Consider the following 17,751-nt stretch of genomic DNA (forward strand, 5'->3'; position numbering starts at 1 on the left):
AGGATCACGATGAGCGCATTTACATACGATCTTAACGCGCTGCCAGCTGCCGTCATGATTTATGACCGCGATGAACGCCTGCAGGCCTGGAATTACAACGTGGCCCTTTTTTATCCGGTCATCACCCCGTGGCTGAAGGCGGGCACAACGCTTGAAGCGCTGGCGGAACGCTTTATCGACGCCGTTTATAACGTCGACCCCGGCCTTCGTCAGACGCTGCGCGAGTCGGTTATTCGCAACTGTCGGCAGGATAAACACTGTGAGGTTCGGCAGGCGGGCCAGCGGCGTATCTTCGTCCAGCATCAGCGCCTGGCGGACGGCGGTATTGTCAGCCTGCACAGCGATATTACAGAGCTGGATGAAGCGCAGCGCGCGCGTCACCAGCTGCACGACGATTTTCTGCTGACGGCGGAATCCATTCATATTGGGATCTGGGACTGGCAGGTTTCTGGCGACGCGTTACAGGTTAACGACACCCTGCTTGCCATGCTGGGCCAGTCGCGCACCCAGTGGCGATATCCGGTGCGTTTTCTGCTCAATCAGGTCCACGAGAACGATCGCGCTGCGCTGCGCAAGGCGCTGCACGCTTCGAAGCAGGATCATCGTCCGGTCTTTGAATGTGAAATTCGCGTGCATCACCCTACCGAAGGACTGCGCTGGATGCTGCTCTCCGGCCAGGTGGTCACGCTCTCTATTGAGGGAAACGCCGAGCGCGTGATTGGCACGCTGCAGGATATTACGCGGCGCAAGGAGGCTGAAATACAGGCGTTCACCTCGGCCATTGAGGCACAAAAAGCCAATGAGGCTAAAAGTGCATTTCTGGCAAACATGAGTCATGAAATCCGCACCCCGATGAACGGCATTATTGGCATGACCCAGCTGTGCCTTGACACAACTCTCAACGCCGATCAGCGCGATTACCTGACGCTGGTGATGAGTTCGGCCCAGTCTTTGCTGCATATCATCAACGATATTCTCGACTTTTCCCGTATTGAAGCTGGCAAAGTGGAGCTGGAGGCGGAACCTGTCCCTGTCCGCCCCTTTATCCAGTCGCTTATTCGCCCGCATATGCCGGGCGCGAGCGAAAAAGGCATTGAGCTTCTGGTTGATATTGCCCCAGACGTCCCCGACGTGCTGATGGTCGACGGCGCGCGGCTGCGCCAGATCCTGACCAATCTGCTGGGCAACGCGCTGAAATTTACGCACCAGGGGGAAGTCATCCTGGTTGTTGAGCCCGGCGATAGCGAGGACTACTGGCGTTTTCGGGTGCGCGACAGCGGTATTGGCATCCCGGCTGAAAAGCAGAAGGCCATTTTTGAAGCCTTCAGCCAGGCGGATAACTCAACCACCCGCCGCTACGGCGGCACGGGGCTCGGATTAACCATCTCGGCGCGGCTGGTTGCGGCCATGGGCGGCGAGTTAACGGTCACCAGCGAGCCGGGGAAAGGCAGCGAATTTTCGTTCGCCCTGCCGCTTGCAACGCAGTTTCTTGCCCCGGAGGAACGCCCGCGTAGCCAGCGCTTTAGCGGTGAACCCGTGCTGGTGGTGGATGATAACGAAACTAACCTCCGGCTGCTGGCCGCCATGCTGAGCCAGATGGGGCTGAAACCCACCTGCGTTAACAACGCCAGTGAGGCCATCAACCGGGTTAAAACCGGAACGGCATGGCCGCTGATCCTGCTGGACGCGCAGATGCCGGATATGGACGGCGTGTCGCTGGCCCTTGAGCTTTCGGTGCTGCCGCAGATTTCTGAAAGCCATATCATCATGCTGAGCTCCATGAGCCGACATTTTGATATCAATATGCTGAAGCGGATCGGCATCAAAAACTATCTGCATAAGCCTATCGCTCAGGACGAGCTGCATCAGGCGATTGCCTCGGCGTTTGAACGTGCGCCGAAGACCGTGGGGGAAACCGCCCCCGCCCCCGTCGCCGCCCCGGGCGCTACGGGGCTGCGGATCCTGCTGGCTGAAGATAATCTGGTCAATCAGAAGGTCGCCGCGCGCCTGCTGGAACGCCTCGGCCATGCCTGTCAGATCGTCGATAACGGCGTCACGCTGCTTGAGCGCTGGCGCGCGGGCGTCTGGGACGTTCTGCTTATCGATCTCCAGATGCCAGAGATGGACGGTGAAACCGCCATTCGCCTGCTTCGCGAGGAGGAACGCTCCCGGCCCGGACCGGCTCAGCCTGCCGTCGCCATGACCGCACACGCTATGCAGGGGGATAAAGAGCGCTGTCTTAACATGGGCTTCGACGGCTATATTGCCAAGCCCATCAGCCAGGAGCGTCTCGCTGAGGAGATTGCTCGCGTGCTCGAGCGTCATGATGATTCCCCCGTTTTTCCTGACGAAGCGCGCCTGCTGAAACAGTGCGCTGACGACCCTGTCCTGGTACAGGAGCTGCTGGCCCTGTTTGGCGAAGGGCTGGAGGAGGCCATGAGAGCGATCGCCCGGGCTATCGACAACGATGACCGCGAAGCGCTGCGCCGCGCGGCCCACAAGCTGCGCGGAGAAGCCGTCACGCTGGATTTCGGGCTGCTCGCCCGTCAGCTGCAGGCGCTGGAGAACGAGGCGCACACGCAGGACAGGCAACAGCTTGCGACGCTAAACCGGCGTCTTCAAATGGAATCGCAGCGCCTGATGGCGTGGCTCAACGCGCGAGGGGTAAACGAACCATGACCCGTAGCTGCGCGCTGCTCTTTGCGCTGTTTATTCCACCGCTGGCGGCGAACCCGACACCGGTCAGCTGGTCACTGGCTGGCACCTGGCGGGTTCAGGACGCCAACGACGGCACGCCTCCTCCCGCGTCAGGCTGGCGCGGGCTGAAAGTCCCTGCCAACTGGTACAGCGCGGGGTACGATCATCAGGGCGCGCTGTGGTATAAGCACGCATTTACGCTCCCCCTTCAACCGCCCGACGTGATGAGCACCCTGGTGTTTGACGGCGTCGATTATCTTGCCGATGTGACGCTAAACGGCCAGCCGCTGGGCAAGCACGAGGGCTATTTTCAGCGCTTTTCGCTGGACGCCAGCGCTGCGTTACAACGTCACAACCAGTTGGTGGTTCGGGTGGATAGCCCTTACGAAGATCCGCATAAGGTCTGGCCGCTGCATAAAACGGTCATGAAGGGGATTCTTAATCAGCATGACACGCGTCCCGGCGGCGCCTGGTCGCCGGAAGGACAGGACGCCAACTCTGGCGGCATCTGGGCGCCGGTCAGGCTGCATCTGAGCCGGGGCGCCACCCTGGATGAAATCATCCTTCGGCCTGACTGGTCCCAGGGGCTGAAAAGCCCTGAACTGAAGGCTGAGATTCGCTATCGCGCGCTCGGTCAGGGCCCGGCAACCGTGCGGCTCACCGCCACGCCCGCCAATTTCAGCGGCAAACGCTTCCAGGCAGACTTTCCGGTTACCCTGGAAAGCGGCGCCCATTCCGCGCGTGTTACGCTGCCCATGCCTGCGGCAAAACTGTGGTGGCCGGTCGGCACCGGGAAACCCCACCTGTATAAGGTTCGCGTCTCATTACGGGATGAAAAAGGGTTAATGGATACGGCAGTCACCCGTACCGGACTGCGCAAGATCGCTGAGCAGCCAGACAACAAAGGCTGGCTCATCAACGACAGGCGCCTTTTTGTTAAGGGCAGCAATTACATTGGCTCTCCCTGGCTCGGAACCATGACGCGAGAAAAATATCGTCGCGATCTTCGTCTGGCAGAAGCCATGAACGCCAACGCCATTCGCGTGCACGGACACGTTGCCGGGCGCGCGCTGTATGACGTTGCCGATGAAATGGGCATGATGATCTGGCAGGATGTTCCGCTGCAGTGGGGCTACGACAGCAGCGACGCCTTTACCAAAAATGCGGTTCGACAGACGCGGGAGATGATCGAACAGTTTGGCAACTCACCCGCCATCATCGTCTGGGGCGGCCATAACGAACCGCCCTGGAATTCGCCGTGGATGGAAAAACGCTTCCCGGACTGGAACAAAAACCTCAACCGCGAGCTCACTCAGCAGGTGGCGGACACGCTTGCCGAAGATAGCTCCCGCATCGTGCACCGCTTCTCCGCCGTTGAGGAGCACTACTGGGCGGGCTGGTACTTCGGTACCGTGCGCGACCTGCTGGCGCCAGCTAAAACGGGGATCATTACCGAGTTTGGCGCGCAGGCGCTGCCCCGCTTGTCCACGCTAAAAACCATCATCCCGGCTGCGTATCTCTGGCCCAAAACGACCGCCGCCGACGATCCCGGCTGGAGCGTCTGGAAATACCATAACTTCCAGCCCTTTCAGACGTTTAAATTTGCCGGTATACCGCGCGGAAACAACATTCAGGAAATGATCCGCAATACCCAGGCGTATCAGGCGCGGCTGGTGGCCACGGCGGCCGAGAGCTACCGCCGACAGCGCTACCAGCCGGTGACGGCCCTGTTTCACTTTATGTTTGTCGAGACCTGGCCCTCCATCAACTGGGGCGTGGTGGATTATCTCCGTAAGCCTAAAGCCGGTTTTTACGCGTTAAAACGCGCCTACCAGCCTGTTCTGCCTTCAATTGAACCGGTCACCCCGCAGTGGAAATCCGGCACGGCGGCGACCGTGCGTCTCTGGGCCATCAACGACACCTGGAAACCGTGCAGCGAGTGCCGTCTGTCATGGCGTATCACCCAGCGCGATAAGGTGCTGGCAAAGGGGACGATGACGATGACGATCCCCGCTGATTCGGGAACAATGGTCAAAACGCTAACGGTCACGCCCGTGGGTCAGGATGAGGTGTCGATCGGGTTTACGATTGAAAACAAGGCGGGAAAAAGGGTTGGTGAAAATCAGCGCACGGAGTCCGTCATAAAATGAGCGAGGGAAAAGGAAAATTGCCGCTTCCCCTGCTTTCTTGTACCCTTTCACCGGAAACCCTGCCCCCACAAACATTGAGACATCCGGACACCTATGACTGCACATATTTCCAAAGATCCTTTGCATGGCGTAACGCTGGAGATGATGGTCAATGCCCTGGTGGCAAAATACGGCTGGAGCGAACTGGGCGACCGAATCAAAATTAACTGTTTCAGAAAAGATCCCAGCGTTAAATCGAGCCTGAAGTTTCTGCGCCGCACCCCGTGGGCGCGCGCGGAAGTGGAAGCCCTGTATCTGGACTCCCTCAACGATGAGGTAAGCACAGAACAGGCGGCGCCCGCCTTTAATCCCTGGGCCAACAGTCGGATTATCAAGAGCTAATACGCAAATGACGCGACACGTAAAACGGATTGGTGCGCTGGCTGCCTGCGCGCTTTTACTTGTGAGCTGCTCCTCCAAACCGCCGAAATCACTGGTTACCCCTCTTCCCACCGCGAGCAAACCGACGCAGCAGGCAAACGAGCCGATGCGCGGGATCTGGCTGGCAACCGTCTCTCGTCTCGACTGGCCGCCGGTAGCCTCGGTGAACGGCCGCAGCGCGGACCAGCGCATCGCGATGCAAAAGCAGGCGCTGACAAGCAAGCTCGACAACCTTAAGCGCCTCGGCATTAACACTGTGTTTTTCCAGGTGAAGCCGGACAGCACGGCCCTCTGGTCATCAAAAATTTTGCCGTGGTCGGATATGCTGACGGGCAACATCGGCGAGTATCCGGGATACGATCCGCTGCAGTTTATGCTGGATGAAGCGCACAAGCGCGGCATGAAAGTGCATGCCTGGTTCAACCCGTACCGCGTGTCGACCAACACCAAACCGTCCACCATCGCCGCCCTGAACCGGACCGCCTATCAGACCCCGTCCAGCGTCTATGTCCAGCACCCTGAGTGGGTGCGCATCTCGGGCGATCGCTTTGTGCTCGACCCCGGCATTCCGGAAGTGCGCGACTGGATAACCAAAGTGGTGACCGAAGTGGTGGCGAACTACGCGGTAGACGGCGTGCAGTTCGATGATTACTTTTACGCCGAATCGCCGGGGTCCGCGCTCAATGATTCGCAGACCTGGCGGCAGTACGGCCAGGGATTTGCCTCAAAGGCTGACTGGCGTAGACACAACACGCAGCAGCTGATCGTCCAGGTTTCCCGTGCGATTAAACAGACCAGGCCCGACGTTGAGTTTGGCGTCAGCCCGGCGGGCGTGTGGCGTAACCGCTCCTTTGACCCGGCAGGCTCGGACACCCGTGGCGCTGCGGCCTACGATGAGTCCTACGCCGATACGCGGCAGTGGGTTCAGCAGGGCCTGCTCGACTACATCGCTCCGCAGATTTACTGGCCCTTCTCCCGGGATGCCGCGCGCTACGACGTGCTGACCAAATGGTGGGCCGACGTCGTGAAGCCAACCCACACTCGCCTGTATATCGGCATTGCGTTCTACAAGGTGGGCGAGCCGTCGAGAAACGAGCCGGACTGGACGGTTCAGGGCGGCGTGCCGGAGCTGAAAAAGCAGCTCGATCTCAACGATTCGCTGCCCAACGTGAACGGCACCATCCTGTTCCGGGAAGATTACCTGAACCAGCCGCAGACCCAGCAGGCGGTGAACTACCTGAAAGGACGCTGGGGAAGCTAAATGCCATCAGGCAGAAACGCCCCGTTTCTGCCTGTTTTTTTACGGCTTCGGCCCGAACATCGCCTCAAGCTGCTGCGCATCCGGCATACCGACCACCTGCTGCAGCTCATTTTCCGCATTCAGATAGTAAATGGCCGGCGTGGCGTTAGCGCCCAGGCTGTCCATCAGCGTCTGGTGCTTCTGCAGGATCGCTACCGTTTCGCGGGAAGCCTCGCCCTCTGGCTTCGGTAATTTTTTGCCACCTGAAAGCTCGTATTCGCGCCAGGCCGAAACCGGATCTTTCGCATTCAGAATCGCCGAGGCGTTACGTCCGCTGTTGGGGTTGAGAAACGCCACCAGCAGCGTGTTGAGCTGCACCTTGCCCGCCTTCACCCACGGCTGCGCTTCGGCCCAGAACTGCTTGCAGTACGGACAGAACGGATCGGCGAAGACAAAGACCTTACGCGGGGCGTTATCCGCCCCTTCCTTCAGGGGATGCGCCGCGTTGAGGTTCTTCCACATCTCGCGTCCCATCGGGGCGTAGATCTCTTTCTGGAAATAGCCCTCGCTGAGGTTTTTTCCTTTGTCATCGTACAGATAGCCTGAGATGACGTGCTTGCCGTCCGGCGTTAAAAAGAGCGTCACGCCCATGTCCTGATACTGCCCCAGCCAGGCCGGTGCGCCGCCGGGCGCATCCAGCTTCTTGATAATTTTAATGTTCTGCTGCTCGCTGAAGTGCTTCACCACGTCCGGTATGGCTTCAGCCGCCTGCGCCAGCCCTGACGCCGTCAGCGCTGAAAGTAACAGTAATTTTTTCATTTCCCTCTCCGGTTTGTCGGGGGAATTCCGCCCCCTTCAGGTTAGCGGTTTTTCAGTGCGTCACTGACCATTTCGTCGAACTGTTCAAACGGCACCCAGCCGGGCAGCAGTCCCTCGCCGATGAGCGTGGCGGGCGTGCCCTGGATCCCCATTTTTTCCGCGACAATCAGGCTGCGCTTGATCGTCATCAGGCTCTCCTCATCCGGCGTCGCGACGCTCACGCCCGCCCGCTTCTGCGCCTCCTGAATGCTGGCGTCATCGTGGTACCCCTTTTTTGCCATCAGGGTGTGGTTAAGCTTCATAAACTGCCCGGGCTCCTGACGCCAGAGCGTTAACGCATCGCGCGCGGCGGTCAGCGAACTTTCCGAGCGGAAAGGTAAAAACTTAAAGACTACCGCCACGTCCGGGTGTTTTTCGACGATCTTCTCCAGATACGGATCGAATTTTTTACAGTACGGACAGTTGTAGTCAGTAAACACCACCAGGGTGAGCTTTGGGTTTTTCGCGCCGATGCGCGGGGAGTTTGGATCGTTAAACAGAAAATCATACACCATCTTCTGCGCACGCTGCTCCTGGTCCAGCGTTAGCGGCTGGGCAGCGAACACCTGAACCGGCGCCAGCAGGAGCAGAAGCGTAATAAGGAGTTTTTTCATAATACGTTTAGCCTTTTGCGTTATTCAGGGTGGCGATCAGAGTGCGCTTGTCCAGCAGCGGCGAGAGGATTTCCCCCTCAGGCAGACCGGGGCCATACGCCGCGTTAAACGGAATGGCGTAACGGTTTCGCTTCGCCAGAAAATCGGCGATAAACGCGGACGGCTGGCTCCAGTCTCCGCGAAGGGCCACCACGTCCGGCTGACGCAGCGCGGCAATAACGTCCGGCTGATTCAGCACCCGATGCTCGTTAACTTTGCAGGTCACGCACCAGTCCGCCGAGATATCCACAAACACCCGTTTCCCCTGTGCCAGCGCCTGCTGGATGGCCTCCTCGCTGAGCGGCTGCCACGGGATAGTCTGCGCAGCATTTTGTGCCGGAGCGGCAGGCGGCGCGTTAAGCAGCCCGCGCGCCTGATACCCGCCAAACGCCGACAGCGCGATAACCACGAGCCAGAACAGCGGTGAGGATTTTTGCCCCTTCAGCGCGAACAGCGCCAGCGCGACGGCGGTCAGCACCAGCATCACAATCTGGCTGACCGCCTCGCCCAGATGCACGCTCAACAATGTTGCCAGCCAGAGGCTGGAGGCGAGCATCATCAGACCCAGAACGACTTTTAGCGTGTTCATCCAGCGGCCGGGTTTTGGCAGCAGCATGGCCGTTTTCGGCACCAGGGCGACAAACAGCCACGGCAGGCTCATGCCCACGCCGAGCATCAGGAAGATCAGCCACAGGGAGTGCAGCGGCGCGCCAAGGGCAAAGGCGACCGCGGTACCGAGGAACGGCGCGGAGCACGGCGTGGCAAGCAGCGTGGCGAACATCCCTTCGCAAAAGCTGCCGCCAATCCCCGATCCCCCTGCCGTCGCCAGCCGTCCCGTGGCGGCGGAAGGCAGCAGCATCTCAAACACGCCAAACAGGTTCAGCGCAAACAGGAAGGTGACGGCGACCATCAGGCCAATAAACCACGGGTTCTGGAACTGAATGCCCCACCCCAGCGACGCCCCGGCCAGCTTCAGCGCGGTCACCATCCCCGCCAGCAGCATAAAGGAGGTGAGGATCCCGGTGCTGGTAGCGAGGAAGCGCAGCCTGATCGCGCGCCTGTCCGAACCCGCCTGCAGGATGCTGTTAAGCTTCATGCCCATGACCGGCAGCACGCAGGGCATCAGGTTGAGGATCAGCCCGCCCAGCAGCGCAAAGAGCACCATTTTGCCCGTCCCTTCAGGCGCAGAAGGTGCAGCAGGCGTCGCGCCAACGGTCATGGTGGTTTGCTGCGCGTGACCGCCATTGGTCAGCACAAACGACAGCCTCTTGCCTTCCAGCGAGGCGGGCTTGTCTCCCCATTCGTCGGTCACGGGTACCGTCACCCGAAGGGTATTGCCGTCGTGTTTGATGACCGGCTCGCCGGGAAGAATGTCACCTTCCAGCGGGTCAAAGTAGATCCCCGGATTATCCCACTTCCCGTCCGTCGTGCCGGTAATCACCAGCTTGTCGCCAGCGAGCCAGGCGGAGAGATCCCTGGATACGCCTGACGTACCGGGCACGGCGCGCATCGCCTGCTCGAACTCGCTGCTGAAGCCCTCATCTACCGGCTGGGTAAAATCGAGGTGCAAAGGGTAGTCCGTCAGCAGACAGACGTTACTGCACGTGGAAAGCGTGAGCGTCCCGTCGAGCGTGTCGCCCTTCACTCCGTTGAGCGTAATTGGGATCGTGACCTTATCGTGATAGCCCTGCGTCGTCATGCCGGAGATATCGAAGCGCGACGGGACCGGCCAGGACCAGCTATCCGTCACGCCTTCCGGCCAGCTGATTTTTGGCGCGACGCCGCCCTCGCCCGGCGATCGCCAGTAGGTTTTCCAGCCGGGCTTCAGCTCAACGGTGAGCAGGCCTTTAACGTGCGTTTGCTCCCTCTCCGCCTGAAAGCGGATGCGGGCGTGATCGTTTTGTGGGGAAACCAGCCAGCCTGTGTCCGCCGCATGGACAATGCCGATGCAGGACAGCCACAGGAAGACGAATCCCCTGAAGAGGTTAACCATGTTTTACTCCGTGAACAGTGAAAATTATCGTGAGAGGACGATGATTTTCATTCACGGAAAACGCAGTTTTTAAGGTGTATTCGGGGAGGCGGCGCCTGAACGGGCTGTTCCGCGGGAGCCAATACCCGCCCCTGCGTAAGCAGCTGCAGCAGCGCGAAGAAGATGATAATGGCCGGTAGCGCGCCGTCGAAGAACAGCGGCTGCGCACAAAGCAGCGAGTGTGCGCCCAGCTGACAGGGCGACGGGCCGGGCTGTTCGGTGGTGCTGCTTTGAGCCGGGGCATCTGCACTCAGTGAAATCTGCGGATCCAGTCCCTGTAAAAAATGGTTAAGCATCACCGCACGCTGCACGAGGCAAAGCGCCATCGCGAGACAGGTGACGATCAAAAGCCATTTTCCGAGGAGCTGACGGTTGCGCATAACATTCCAGAGTAACAAGACGCCCCGATCATAAACGATAGTGATGAATCTACAAGTGCCGGAAGTGTAAGGTTTTGTCTGTCGCCGCTATTCGCCCGTCAGCGCGTCGTAGACGTCCCGCAGCCGCGTGCGCAGAAACAGCACCGCCTTGTGCTTGCGGGATAACAGAGCCTGTTCGCTGGCACCGGTCTCCTCTGCCAGCATTTTAATGCTGTAGCCGTGGAGCTCGGTCTTTTCAAATACCTCCCTCTGCGGCGGTGGCAGTTCAGACAGCGCCTGCCCCAGCTCTTCCCACAGCAGCGTTTTGAGGTACTCCTCTTCCGGCGTGTGCGGCATGCCGAACAGGGTTTCGGCCAGCTCGTCCTCCGGGAACCCCTCCTCGTCTTCGCCCGTAAAATAGCCGGAGAGCGGTACCTCGCGCTTTTTACGCGCCCGGTCGGTCATCTCGTTACGCGCCGCGCGGAACAGCCAGGCGGCAACGTTTTCGACCGGCTGCTCCACTTTCATCAGCTGATAGGTGACTTCCTGCAAAATGTCGTCGGCATCATCGCGAACGGACGTCCGTCCGCGAATGAAGGCTGTCAGCCGGGCGCGGCAGGCATTAAGCGCCGACATCAGCATGGATCCGCCCGCCTCCCCGGCTTTCATTTCGCTCACTCTGCTTCCGGCGCTTTTGGCGTGGCGTCATCGCGCTTATCGTCACGATGACCGTGCCAGCCGCAGTGGCCGCGACCGTGGCGACCGAAACCTTCGCGACGCTGCTTAATAAACGCCTCGCGCTGTTCGGGCGTCATGTTCATCCAGCGCTCGTGCATCCGGCGGTGCGCGCCAAACATCCCCGGACGGAAACCCAGCCCGCCAAACAGAATGCGGCTCAGCACCAGAATGCCCAGCGCCTGCCAGAAGCCAATGGCCTTCACGCCGAGAATCGCCGGGAGCAAGGCGTTCCACAGGGTCATCACCACCAGGCCGAGCACGATGAAAATCACCGCGCCGATGACTAAGCCCTTACCCATACGGTGGCGACCGAATCCGCGCCCGTGACCTCTGCCGTGCATATCAAAATCTCTCATGGTGTTTACCTCGTTTACAGTAACTGATTATGGCTTGTGATGAAGTAGACGGATGAAGGAGGGAAATATTGCTGGGGTGAATGAATAATTTTGCGGAGAGCGTATTTTCACACGCCCCGTGAAAGCAATTGCTGGCGCTTGTTCACCGTTTAAGGCCGGTTTAGAGCGATCTTATTCCTTATTTCCAGGATTTTATCTGCACACTCTGCCGCTGATAACAGGGCGGTGTCCAATATGAGATGTTCTCTCTCCCAGGGGGCATACTCACGGTTTTTTACCTGTTTCCAGTCAGGAGGTGTGAGCCCTGGGATATCAGAGACTCTGTGCTCCACGCGATAACGATGTTCTTTTTCGTCTGAGCAGACAATTTCAACTTCCAGGAAAGGGACATTCAACGAAAGAGCAATATTGCGAAAAGTATCTCTCACAAGGTTAATATCATTAACGGAATCGGTCACAACGGTGGAGCCGAGCTTAAGATTCTCACTTGCTAAACCATAGATGGCAAAATAGCCCTCCGGCCCCGTTTCCTGACCCGGTTCATAGACTGAACGAATGGCCTGCTCAACAGTATCAACCCGCAGATAGACCGCCCCCAGCCTTTGAGTAACTATTTTTGCAACGGTGCTTTTACCACTGCCGGGTAGCCCACTAAAAATAATTAACATAATTTTCCCTGGTGATAATTAATATTATATTTGTGCTGCCTATAGAAACGTCCTGAATTATACAGAAACGGTTACACCAGATACAAAAAAGGCTCCCGTAGGAGCCCCCCTCATACAATCAAGCCTGCACCGGCAAACTAAAACTCGAAATACTCCGCGAAAGCTGCTGCGCCTGCTCTTCCAGCGAGGCCGCTGCCGCGGCGGACTGCTGCACCAGCGCGGCGTTCTGCTGGGTCACGCCATCCATCTCGGTCACCGCCTGGCCGACCTGACTGATCCCGCGGCTCTGCTCTTCGGAAGCGACGGAGATCTGCTCCATCAGCGTATTCACTTTATTCACCGATGAAATAATCGAGTCAATCACCTCGCCCGAGCGGCTGACCAGCTCTGCTCCGTTTTTCACGCTGGAGACAGACTGCGCAATCAGGCTCTCGATGTCCTTAGCCGCCACCGCGCTTTTCTGCGCCAGGGTGCGCACTTCGCTGGCCACGACCGCAAAGCCGCGACCCTGCGTTCCGGCGCGCGCCGCTTCAACCGCCGCGTTCAGCGCCAGAATATTGGTCTGGAAGGCGATGCTGTTAATCACGCTGGTAATGTCTTCGATGCGCTTCGAGTTCGCCGCGATGGTGTTCATCGTGTCGATCACTTCGCGGGTCACCGCTTCACCTGTGTGGGCATTTTTCACCGCGTCCTGCACCAGTTTCCCGGCCTGATAAACGTTGTCGGTATTGTTCGCCACCGTCGCGCTCAGCTCTTCCATGCTCGCTGCCGTCTGGGTCAACGCGGAAGCCTGCTGCTCGGTACGTGACGCCAGGTCGATATTTCCGGAGGCAATCTCCTGCGCCGCATGCGTTACGGTATGGCTCGCGTCGCGCACCTGGGCGATGGTCGCCAGCAGCGCCTGACGCATCTGCTCCATTGAGCTCATAAGATGATCGATTTCGTTATGTGCGCTCCCCTTGACCGGCACCGGAACGTCCAGCTTGCCCGCCGCAATCTGGCTGCAGTGCTCGCGCGCCAGGTTGACCGGCGCAAAAACAAAGCGCTTCATCAGCAGGCTGACGGCGACAATCACCACCACAAACAGGCTGGCAATAGCGGCAATGATCGCCAGGCCAGAGACGAAGTTACTGCTCGCATTCTCGTTCAGGCTTTTGGCATATTTCTGGTGGACGGAAAGGACCTGGTCGAGAACGATCTCGTACTGGCGGTCGAGGCGGGATACTTCCGGGATCAGCGCGTTAAATTTGGCGACATCGTGCGCCTCGGCGGCATCGATCAGCGGCGCCAGCCCCTGGTTGCGGTAGTTTTGCCAGGCGTCCTGATAGGCAGTCACCAGCGGCGCTTCATCCGTCAGACGCGGCGAAGCCATAAAGGCCGCAAAGGCGTGGTCCGCTTTGGTCAGCGCCTCCTTCACGGCGGTTAACTTTGCAGCCCCGTCTGCCGAGTTGCCCGCTTCCACCATCTTCACATACTCCATCACCCGCACGCGCAGCGTACGGCTATGGTTGATGGGGTCAATAATGGACAGCACAACCTGGATCTCTTTGTTGACGTTATCCAGGGAATTATTACTTTTAATGATGAGGCCAACGCTGGTCACAGTGCTGACAACAAAGAAGAAAAGCAGCGAGAACAGGACGATCAGGGACGACTTTTTCAACGACATAAACCAATACCTCAAGGAGAATTATTCCTTATGGTTATCGGCCATTCCAAAACTTAAATTAATTAAAGTTATTGAAGTATCGAACCGGGCTATTTCGCTGGCTTATAGCGTCGCTGCAGGGTGGCATTGAGCTTGCGCTGCAACGGCTGCGGCGTCTCCCCTTCGATCAATTTGCTAATCAAATCAAAGCAATGCCACGCCAGCTGGCGGTTATCCTGACGAATGGTATCCACCGGGATCGTCAGCGAATCGTAGAGATAATGATCGTCAAAACTGGCTAACCTGATATCACTTTGCAACAGGTTGTGCTGGCCCATATAGCGCAGCACCCCTTCCAGCAGCCCGCAGGCGGCGGCGAACAGCGCTTTCGGCGGACGCCCCAGACGGGCGCAGAGTTCAGCAAACATCTCGTAACCGGAGCTCGGGTGATAGTTGCCGTGAATGATCCACTCGGGGCGCAGCTCCACGCCCGCCTCTCGCAGACCTTGCTTAAACCCTTCCAGGCGGTCGCGCGTCGGAGAAAGGCGCGGCTGGCCGCCGAGGAAGTAGAATTCATCAGGGTGCTGGCGCGCAATGTCGGCCACCAGTTCCGCCGTTGGAGTAATCGAATCGGTGATGACCAGCGGCAGCGCGCTGTCGTTGATGTGGCGGTCAAACAGGACAACGGGCAGCTGCTCGCTCAGCTTGTGGTAGTCCGCATCGTTAAGCATGCTGGAGGCCACAATCAGCCCGTCAACCTGACGCGCCACCATGTTGTTCACCACCACCGTCTCCTGGCCCGGGTTTTCATCGCTGCAGGAGATCAGCAGCTGAACGCCCGCCTCGCGGCACAGCGTTTCCAGCTCGTGAGAAAACACGGCAAAACCGTAGTTTGTGATCTCCGGAACCACCAGACCAACGGTGTGGCTGCGGTTATCGCGCAGCGACCGGGCGTGAATGCTGGGCTGATAGTGGTGCTCTTTTGCAATCGCCAGCACGCGCTCGCGCGTCTCTTCCGCCACGCGAAGCTCTTTGCTGCGCCCGTTCAGGACCAGGCTGGCGGTGGCTTTTGACACACCCGCCAGCTCCGCGATGTCTTTAATGGTGACGCGTTTTGTTTTTCTCACAACGACTTAGATCCGGCTGCCAAAACCCTCATTCTATCATGCAGGCGCGCAGCGACCAGTAGCGTAATGTGATATCGGACGCACCTTCGAATCGCACCCGGGCCGGATGGTCATGAAAATAGCGGCTGCTCATCACCCCTTCACCGTGATTGATGAAAATTTCAACGCTGGAGCGGTCGCAGAGAACGCGCAAATGGCTGACGTCGCCCCGCCAGTAGCGGGTCAGCGTTTCACCGGTTTTCAGGCTCGCGCGTTCAAGACGTATGCCCCGCTCATCGACCGTAAGGCGCAGCGCGCCGCCAAAATCGACATTCACCTGCGATGCGCTCAGCTCAAACTCCAGGCACGTCGCGTCCAGGTCCGGCGCCTCGCTGGCGCGCCCCTGCCAGCGCTGCTCATCTTCACGCAGCGCCGCCAGCTCGCGCGCCGGAGTCTGCCAGAGCCTGCCGTCGCGATAGCGTAATTCGCGCGGGCAGGTCATCTGATGCATCCAGCCGTGCGCCCGGGTTGGCTGAAGCATCTCTTCCCCGTCCGGTACGCCCATCCAGCCGATCAGAATGCGTCGGCCGTCTTCCGCCAGCGTCGTTTGGGGTGCGTAAAACTCAAAGCCCGCGTCCAGCTCGTGCAGATCGCCGTGATCGAACGCGGCGTTTGCATAGTCAAACGCCCCGCTCATCCAGGTCGCCGGATAGGTATTGAGATAGCGATGCGGCTCGCGCGCCAGCCCCTGCGGACAGCTGATTAAGATGTGCGTTCCGTCGAGGGCGAACAGGTCCGGACACTCCCACATATACCCCGCGTCCGTCAGGCCGTTAACCCCGTGACCGGCGATTTCCCCGCAGGACGCCCAGGCGTGCAAATCGGCTGACTTAAACAGCAGTACCTTGCCGCGCTTTTGCAGATCCTGCGCGCCGAGCACCATGTACCACATCCCGTCGTGCTGCCACACCTTCGGGTCGCGCACGTGGCCGGTATAGCCTTCCGGCAGCGCCAGCACCGGCCCCAGCTTCGTAAAGGCCCCGTCCGGCTGTTCCACTGCGAGGCACTGCCAGGCGGTGCGGCTGCCGTCATCGAACTTGACGTTGCCGGTATAGCACAGTGTTAAAACGCCATCGTTATCCACGGCGCTACCGGAGTAGCAGCCGTTGCGGTCATACTCTTCATCCGGCATCAGCGCCAGCGGCTCGTGCTGCCAGTGCACCAGGTCCGCCGAGCTCCAGTGCCCCCAGCATTTAAACCGATGCTCGCAGTCCAGCGGGTTCCACTGATAGAACAGGTGGTACCGTCCAGCAAACCAGATAAACCCGTTGGGATCGTTCATCAGCCCCGTCACCGGCGCGGGGTGCCACTGCGGGTAGTGGCTATCCGCCAGCGCCCGCGGCTGACCTTTCATAACGGCCTGCAGGATCGCAGGCCAGCGGGAAGGTAACGTCATTATTCAGAGTCCGTTTTATATTTCAGCAGCAGTGAGACGGTAAACGCCACGCCGAAGGCAATCACCATACCGATAATATAGTTGAGCAGCGAGCTGGCCTGCACGATGGCCATGCCCGGAATAGCGGTCAACCCAACGGCGGTCATGTACACATGGACTGAAACCACCCAGGCCCCGCCCACAGCGCCGCCAATCAGCGCGGCGATAAACGGCTTAACAAAGCGCAGGTTGATACCAAAAATGGCCGCTTCAGTGATGCCCAGCATCGCAGAGAACGCCGACGGTAAGGTAATGGCTTTGATTTTGGCATCTTTGGTTTTGAACCAAACCGCCAGACAGGCGCCGCCCTGCGCCACGTTCGCCATGGCCCAAATCGGCAGCAGGAAGTTAACGCCAATCGACGGGTTGCCCAGCAGCCCGGCTTCGATCGCGTGGAAGCTGTGGTGAATACCGGTGATCACAATCACCGAGTAAAGCCCGCCGAACAGCAGCCCGGCCAGCCAGCCCGCGTGTTCAATTAACGTGCTCAGGATAAAGGAGATGCCGTCGCCCAGCGCGCGCCCCGCCGGGCCGATAATCAGCAAGGCGATAAAGCCGGAGATAACGACGGTGAGGAACGGCGTCAGGATCAGATCTAACGCGTCCGGGATCGCGCGGCGCAGGTTTTTCTCCACGATGCTCATAAACCAGACGGCCAGCAGCACCGGGAACACCGTGCCCTGATAGCCAATCATCGCAATCTCAAGGCCGAAGAAGTTCATGGTGTGGAAGCCGGACGCCACGCCCCAGGCGTTGGTCAGCGCCGGGTGGGTCAGAATGCCGCCCAGCGTCGCGCCGAGATACGGGTTACCGCCAAATTCCCGCGCGGCGGTAAAGCCGATCAGAATAGGCAGAATGATAAACGCCGCGGAGCTGCACATGTCCAGCATGATGTAGATGGCGTTATCCGCATTGACCCAGCCGTAGGTTTTCACCATGCCGAGCAGGCCCATCAGCAGGCCGGATGCCACAATCGCGGGAATGATCGGGACAAAGATGTTGGAGAGCAGACGGGCAATGCGCTGGAACGGGTTCAGCTTGCGCGCCGCCAGATCCGCGGCATCAGATTTACTGGATTCGCTAATCCCCGCCGCCTGAATAAACGCGGCGTAGACCTTGTTGACCACGCCCGTGCCAAAAATCACCTGCATCTGTCCGGCGTTACGAAAACAGCCTTTTACGCCGTCGACCTTGCCGATCGCCTGCTGATCCGCAAGCGCGTCATCAACCAGCACCAGACGAAGACGCGTTGCGCAGTGCGCCGCGCTGGCGATATTTTCCTTGCCACCGAGCAGCGGAATAAGCTCGCGGGCGATTTGATTAAAATCCAT

The 17,751-nt window shown here is 59.1% G+C and carries 15 protein-coding genes; 4 read left to right on the plus strand and 11 right to left on the minus strand.

The genetic code is table 11. The annotated features are described in order from the left end of the window. Positions 1-9 precede the first annotated feature (9 nt). The 4 genes from EnteroDNA1_RS03395 (at position 10) to EnteroDNA1_RS03410 (ending at position 6,528) form a co-directional block, all read left to right on the plus strand. Positions 10-2,679, plus strand: a complete 2,670-nt coding sequence (locus EnteroDNA1_RS03395) for a hybrid sensor histidine kinase/response regulator (protein ID WP_064672567.1) — start codon at positions 10-12, stop codon at positions 2,677-2,679. Continuing rightward, positions 2,676-4,847 (plus strand): glycoside hydrolase family 2 protein, encoded by a 2,172-nt coding sequence (locus tag EnteroDNA1_RS03400; protein ID WP_064672568.1) that lies wholly within the window; start codon positions 2,676-2,678, stop codon positions 4,845-4,847. Before EnteroDNA1_RS03395 ends, EnteroDNA1_RS03400 begins: the two co-directional genes overlap by 4 nt. A 93-nt stretch (positions 4,848-4,940) precedes the next feature. Next, on the plus strand, positions 4,941-5,228 hold the full coding sequence (locus EnteroDNA1_RS03405; RefSeq protein ID WP_033145603.1) for a VF530 family DNA-binding protein: 288 nt from the start codon (positions 4,941-4,943) through the stop codon (positions 5,226-5,228). A gap of 7 nt (positions 5,229-5,235) precedes the next feature. Next, a complete protein-coding gene (locus tag EnteroDNA1_RS03410; RefSeq protein WP_033145604.1) occupies positions 5,236-6,528 on the plus strand; it encodes a glycoside hydrolase family 10 protein in 1,293 nt (430 codons plus the stop codon). Positions 6,529-6,567: 39 nt separating this feature from the next. Here the strand turns inward: EnteroDNA1_RS03410 and dsbG are convergent, their stop codons facing one another. From dsbG to EnteroDNA1_RS03465, 11 genes are all read right to left on the minus strand, one after another. Beyond that, positions 6,568-7,326: a thiol:disulfide interchange protein DsbG gene (dsbG, locus tag EnteroDNA1_RS03415; protein ID WP_047060912.1), complete on the minus strand. Its 759-nt coding sequence runs from the start codon at positions 7,324-7,326 to the stop codon at positions 6,568-6,570. A gap of 41 nt (positions 7,327-7,367) precedes the next feature. Beyond that, entirely contained in the window at positions 7,368-7,979 is a 612-nt protein-coding gene (locus EnteroDNA1_RS03420) for a DsbA family protein (protein WP_064672569.1), read from the minus strand. 7 nt (positions 7,980-7,986) lie between these two features. Next, positions 7,987-10,011 (minus strand): protein-disulfide reductase DsbD family protein, encoded by a 2,025-nt coding sequence (locus EnteroDNA1_RS03425; protein ID WP_069302854.1) that lies wholly within the window; start codon positions 10,009-10,011, stop codon positions 7,987-7,989. 47 nt (positions 10,012-10,058) lie between these two features. After that, positions 10,059-10,430 carry a hypothetical protein gene (locus EnteroDNA1_RS03430; protein ID WP_069302855.1) on the minus strand — a complete coding sequence of 124 codons (372 nt, stop codon included), beginning with the start codon at positions 10,428-10,430 and terminating at the stop codon, positions 10,059-10,061. Positions 10,431-10,517: 87 nt separating this feature from the next. Further along, on the minus strand, positions 10,518-11,078 hold the full coding sequence (locus tag EnteroDNA1_RS03435; protein WP_069303909.1) for an RNA polymerase sigma factor: 561 nt from the start codon (positions 11,076-11,078) through the stop codon (positions 10,518-10,520). Positions 11,079-11,083: 5 nt separating this feature from the next. Then, positions 11,084-11,503, minus strand: a complete 420-nt coding sequence (locus tag EnteroDNA1_RS03440; protein WP_064672572.1) for a hypothetical protein — start codon at positions 11,501-11,503, stop codon at positions 11,084-11,086. Positions 11,504-11,652: 149 nt separating this feature from the next. After that, positions 11,653-12,171: an AAA family ATPase gene (locus EnteroDNA1_RS03445; RefSeq protein WP_069302856.1), complete on the minus strand. Its 519-nt coding sequence runs from the start codon at positions 12,169-12,171 to the stop codon at positions 11,653-11,655. A 118-nt stretch (positions 12,172-12,289) separates the two neighbouring features. Continuing rightward, positions 12,290-13,840: a methyl-accepting chemotaxis protein gene (locus EnteroDNA1_RS03450; protein WP_064672574.1), complete on the minus strand. Its 1,551-nt coding sequence runs from the start codon at positions 13,838-13,840 to the stop codon at positions 12,290-12,292. An 89-nt stretch (positions 13,841-13,929) separates the two neighbouring features. Beyond that, entirely contained in the window at positions 13,930-14,946 is a 1,017-nt protein-coding gene (locus EnteroDNA1_RS03455) for a LacI family DNA-binding transcriptional regulator (protein ID WP_029741322.1), read from the minus strand. A 28-nt stretch (positions 14,947-14,974) separates the two neighbouring features. Continuing rightward, positions 14,975-16,381 carry a sucrose-6-phosphate hydrolase gene (locus EnteroDNA1_RS03460; protein ID WP_069302857.1) on the minus strand — a complete coding sequence of 469 codons (1,407 nt, stop codon included), beginning with the start codon at positions 16,379-16,381 and terminating at the stop codon, positions 14,975-14,977. Further along, positions 16,381-17,751 (minus strand): sucrose-specific PTS transporter subunit IIBC, encoded by a 1,371-nt coding sequence (locus EnteroDNA1_RS03465; RefSeq protein ID WP_064672576.1) that lies wholly within the window; start codon positions 17,749-17,751, stop codon positions 16,381-16,383. The genes EnteroDNA1_RS03460 and EnteroDNA1_RS03465 overlap by 1 nt, the downstream gene beginning before the upstream one ends.

The organism is Enterobacter sp. HK169, assembly GCF_001719105.1.
Lineage (GTDB): Bacteria > Pseudomonadota > Gammaproteobacteria > Enterobacterales > Enterobacteriaceae > Enterobacter > Enterobacter asburiae_B.

Excerpts from the sequence above, each read along its gene's own strand:
- EnteroDNA1_RS03420 (WP_064672569.1), bottom strand. The coding sequence starts at position 7,979 with ATGAAAAAACTCCTTATTACGCTTCTGCTCCTGCTGGCGCCGGTTCAG.
- EnteroDNA1_RS03395 (WP_064672567.1), top strand. The coding sequence starts at position 10 with ATGAGCGCATTTACATACGATCTTAACGCGCTGCCAGCTGCCGTCATG.
- EnteroDNA1_RS03460 (WP_069302857.1), bottom strand. The coding sequence starts at position 16,381 with ATGACGTTACCTTCCCGCTGGCCTGCGATCCTGCAGGCCGTTATGAAA.
- EnteroDNA1_RS03410 (WP_033145604.1), top strand. The coding sequence starts at position 5,236 with ATGACGCGACACGTAAAACGGATTGGTGCGCTGGCTGCCTGCGCGCTT.
- EnteroDNA1_RS03435 (WP_069303909.1), bottom strand. The coding sequence starts at position 11,078 with ATGAAAGCCGGGGAGGCGGGCGGATCCATGCTGATGTCGGCGCTTAAT.
- EnteroDNA1_RS03430 (WP_069302855.1), bottom strand. The coding sequence starts at position 10,430 with ATGCGCAACCGTCAGCTCCTCGGAAAATGGCTTTTGATCGTCACCTGT.
- EnteroDNA1_RS03440 (WP_064672572.1), bottom strand. The coding sequence starts at position 11,503 with ATGAGAGATTTTGATATGCACGGCAGAGGTCACGGGCGCGGATTCGGT.
- EnteroDNA1_RS03400 (WP_064672568.1), top strand. The coding sequence starts at position 2,676 with ATGACCCGTAGCTGCGCGCTGCTCTTTGCGCTGTTTATTCCACCGCTG.
- EnteroDNA1_RS03405 (WP_033145603.1), top strand. The coding sequence starts at position 4,941 with ATGACTGCACATATTTCCAAAGATCCTTTGCATGGCGTAACGCTGGAG.
- EnteroDNA1_RS03445 (WP_069302856.1), bottom strand. The coding sequence starts at position 12,171 with ATGTTAATTATTTTTAGTGGGCTACCCGGCAGTGGTAAAAGCACCGTT.
- EnteroDNA1_RS03425 (WP_069302854.1), bottom strand. The coding sequence starts at position 10,011 with ATGGTTAACCTCTTCAGGGGATTCGTCTTCCTGTGGCTGTCCTGCATC.
- EnteroDNA1_RS03450 (WP_064672574.1), bottom strand. The coding sequence starts at position 13,840 with ATGTCGTTGAAAAAGTCGTCCCTGATCGTCCTGTTCTCGCTGCTTTTC.
- EnteroDNA1_RS03465 (WP_064672576.1), bottom strand. The coding sequence starts at position 17,751 with ATGGATTTTAATCAAATCGCCCGCGAGCTTATTCCGCTGCTCGGTGGC.
- dsbG (WP_047060912.1), bottom strand. The coding sequence starts at position 7,326 with ATGAAAAAATTACTGTTACTTTCAGCGCTGACGGCGTCAGGGCTGGCG.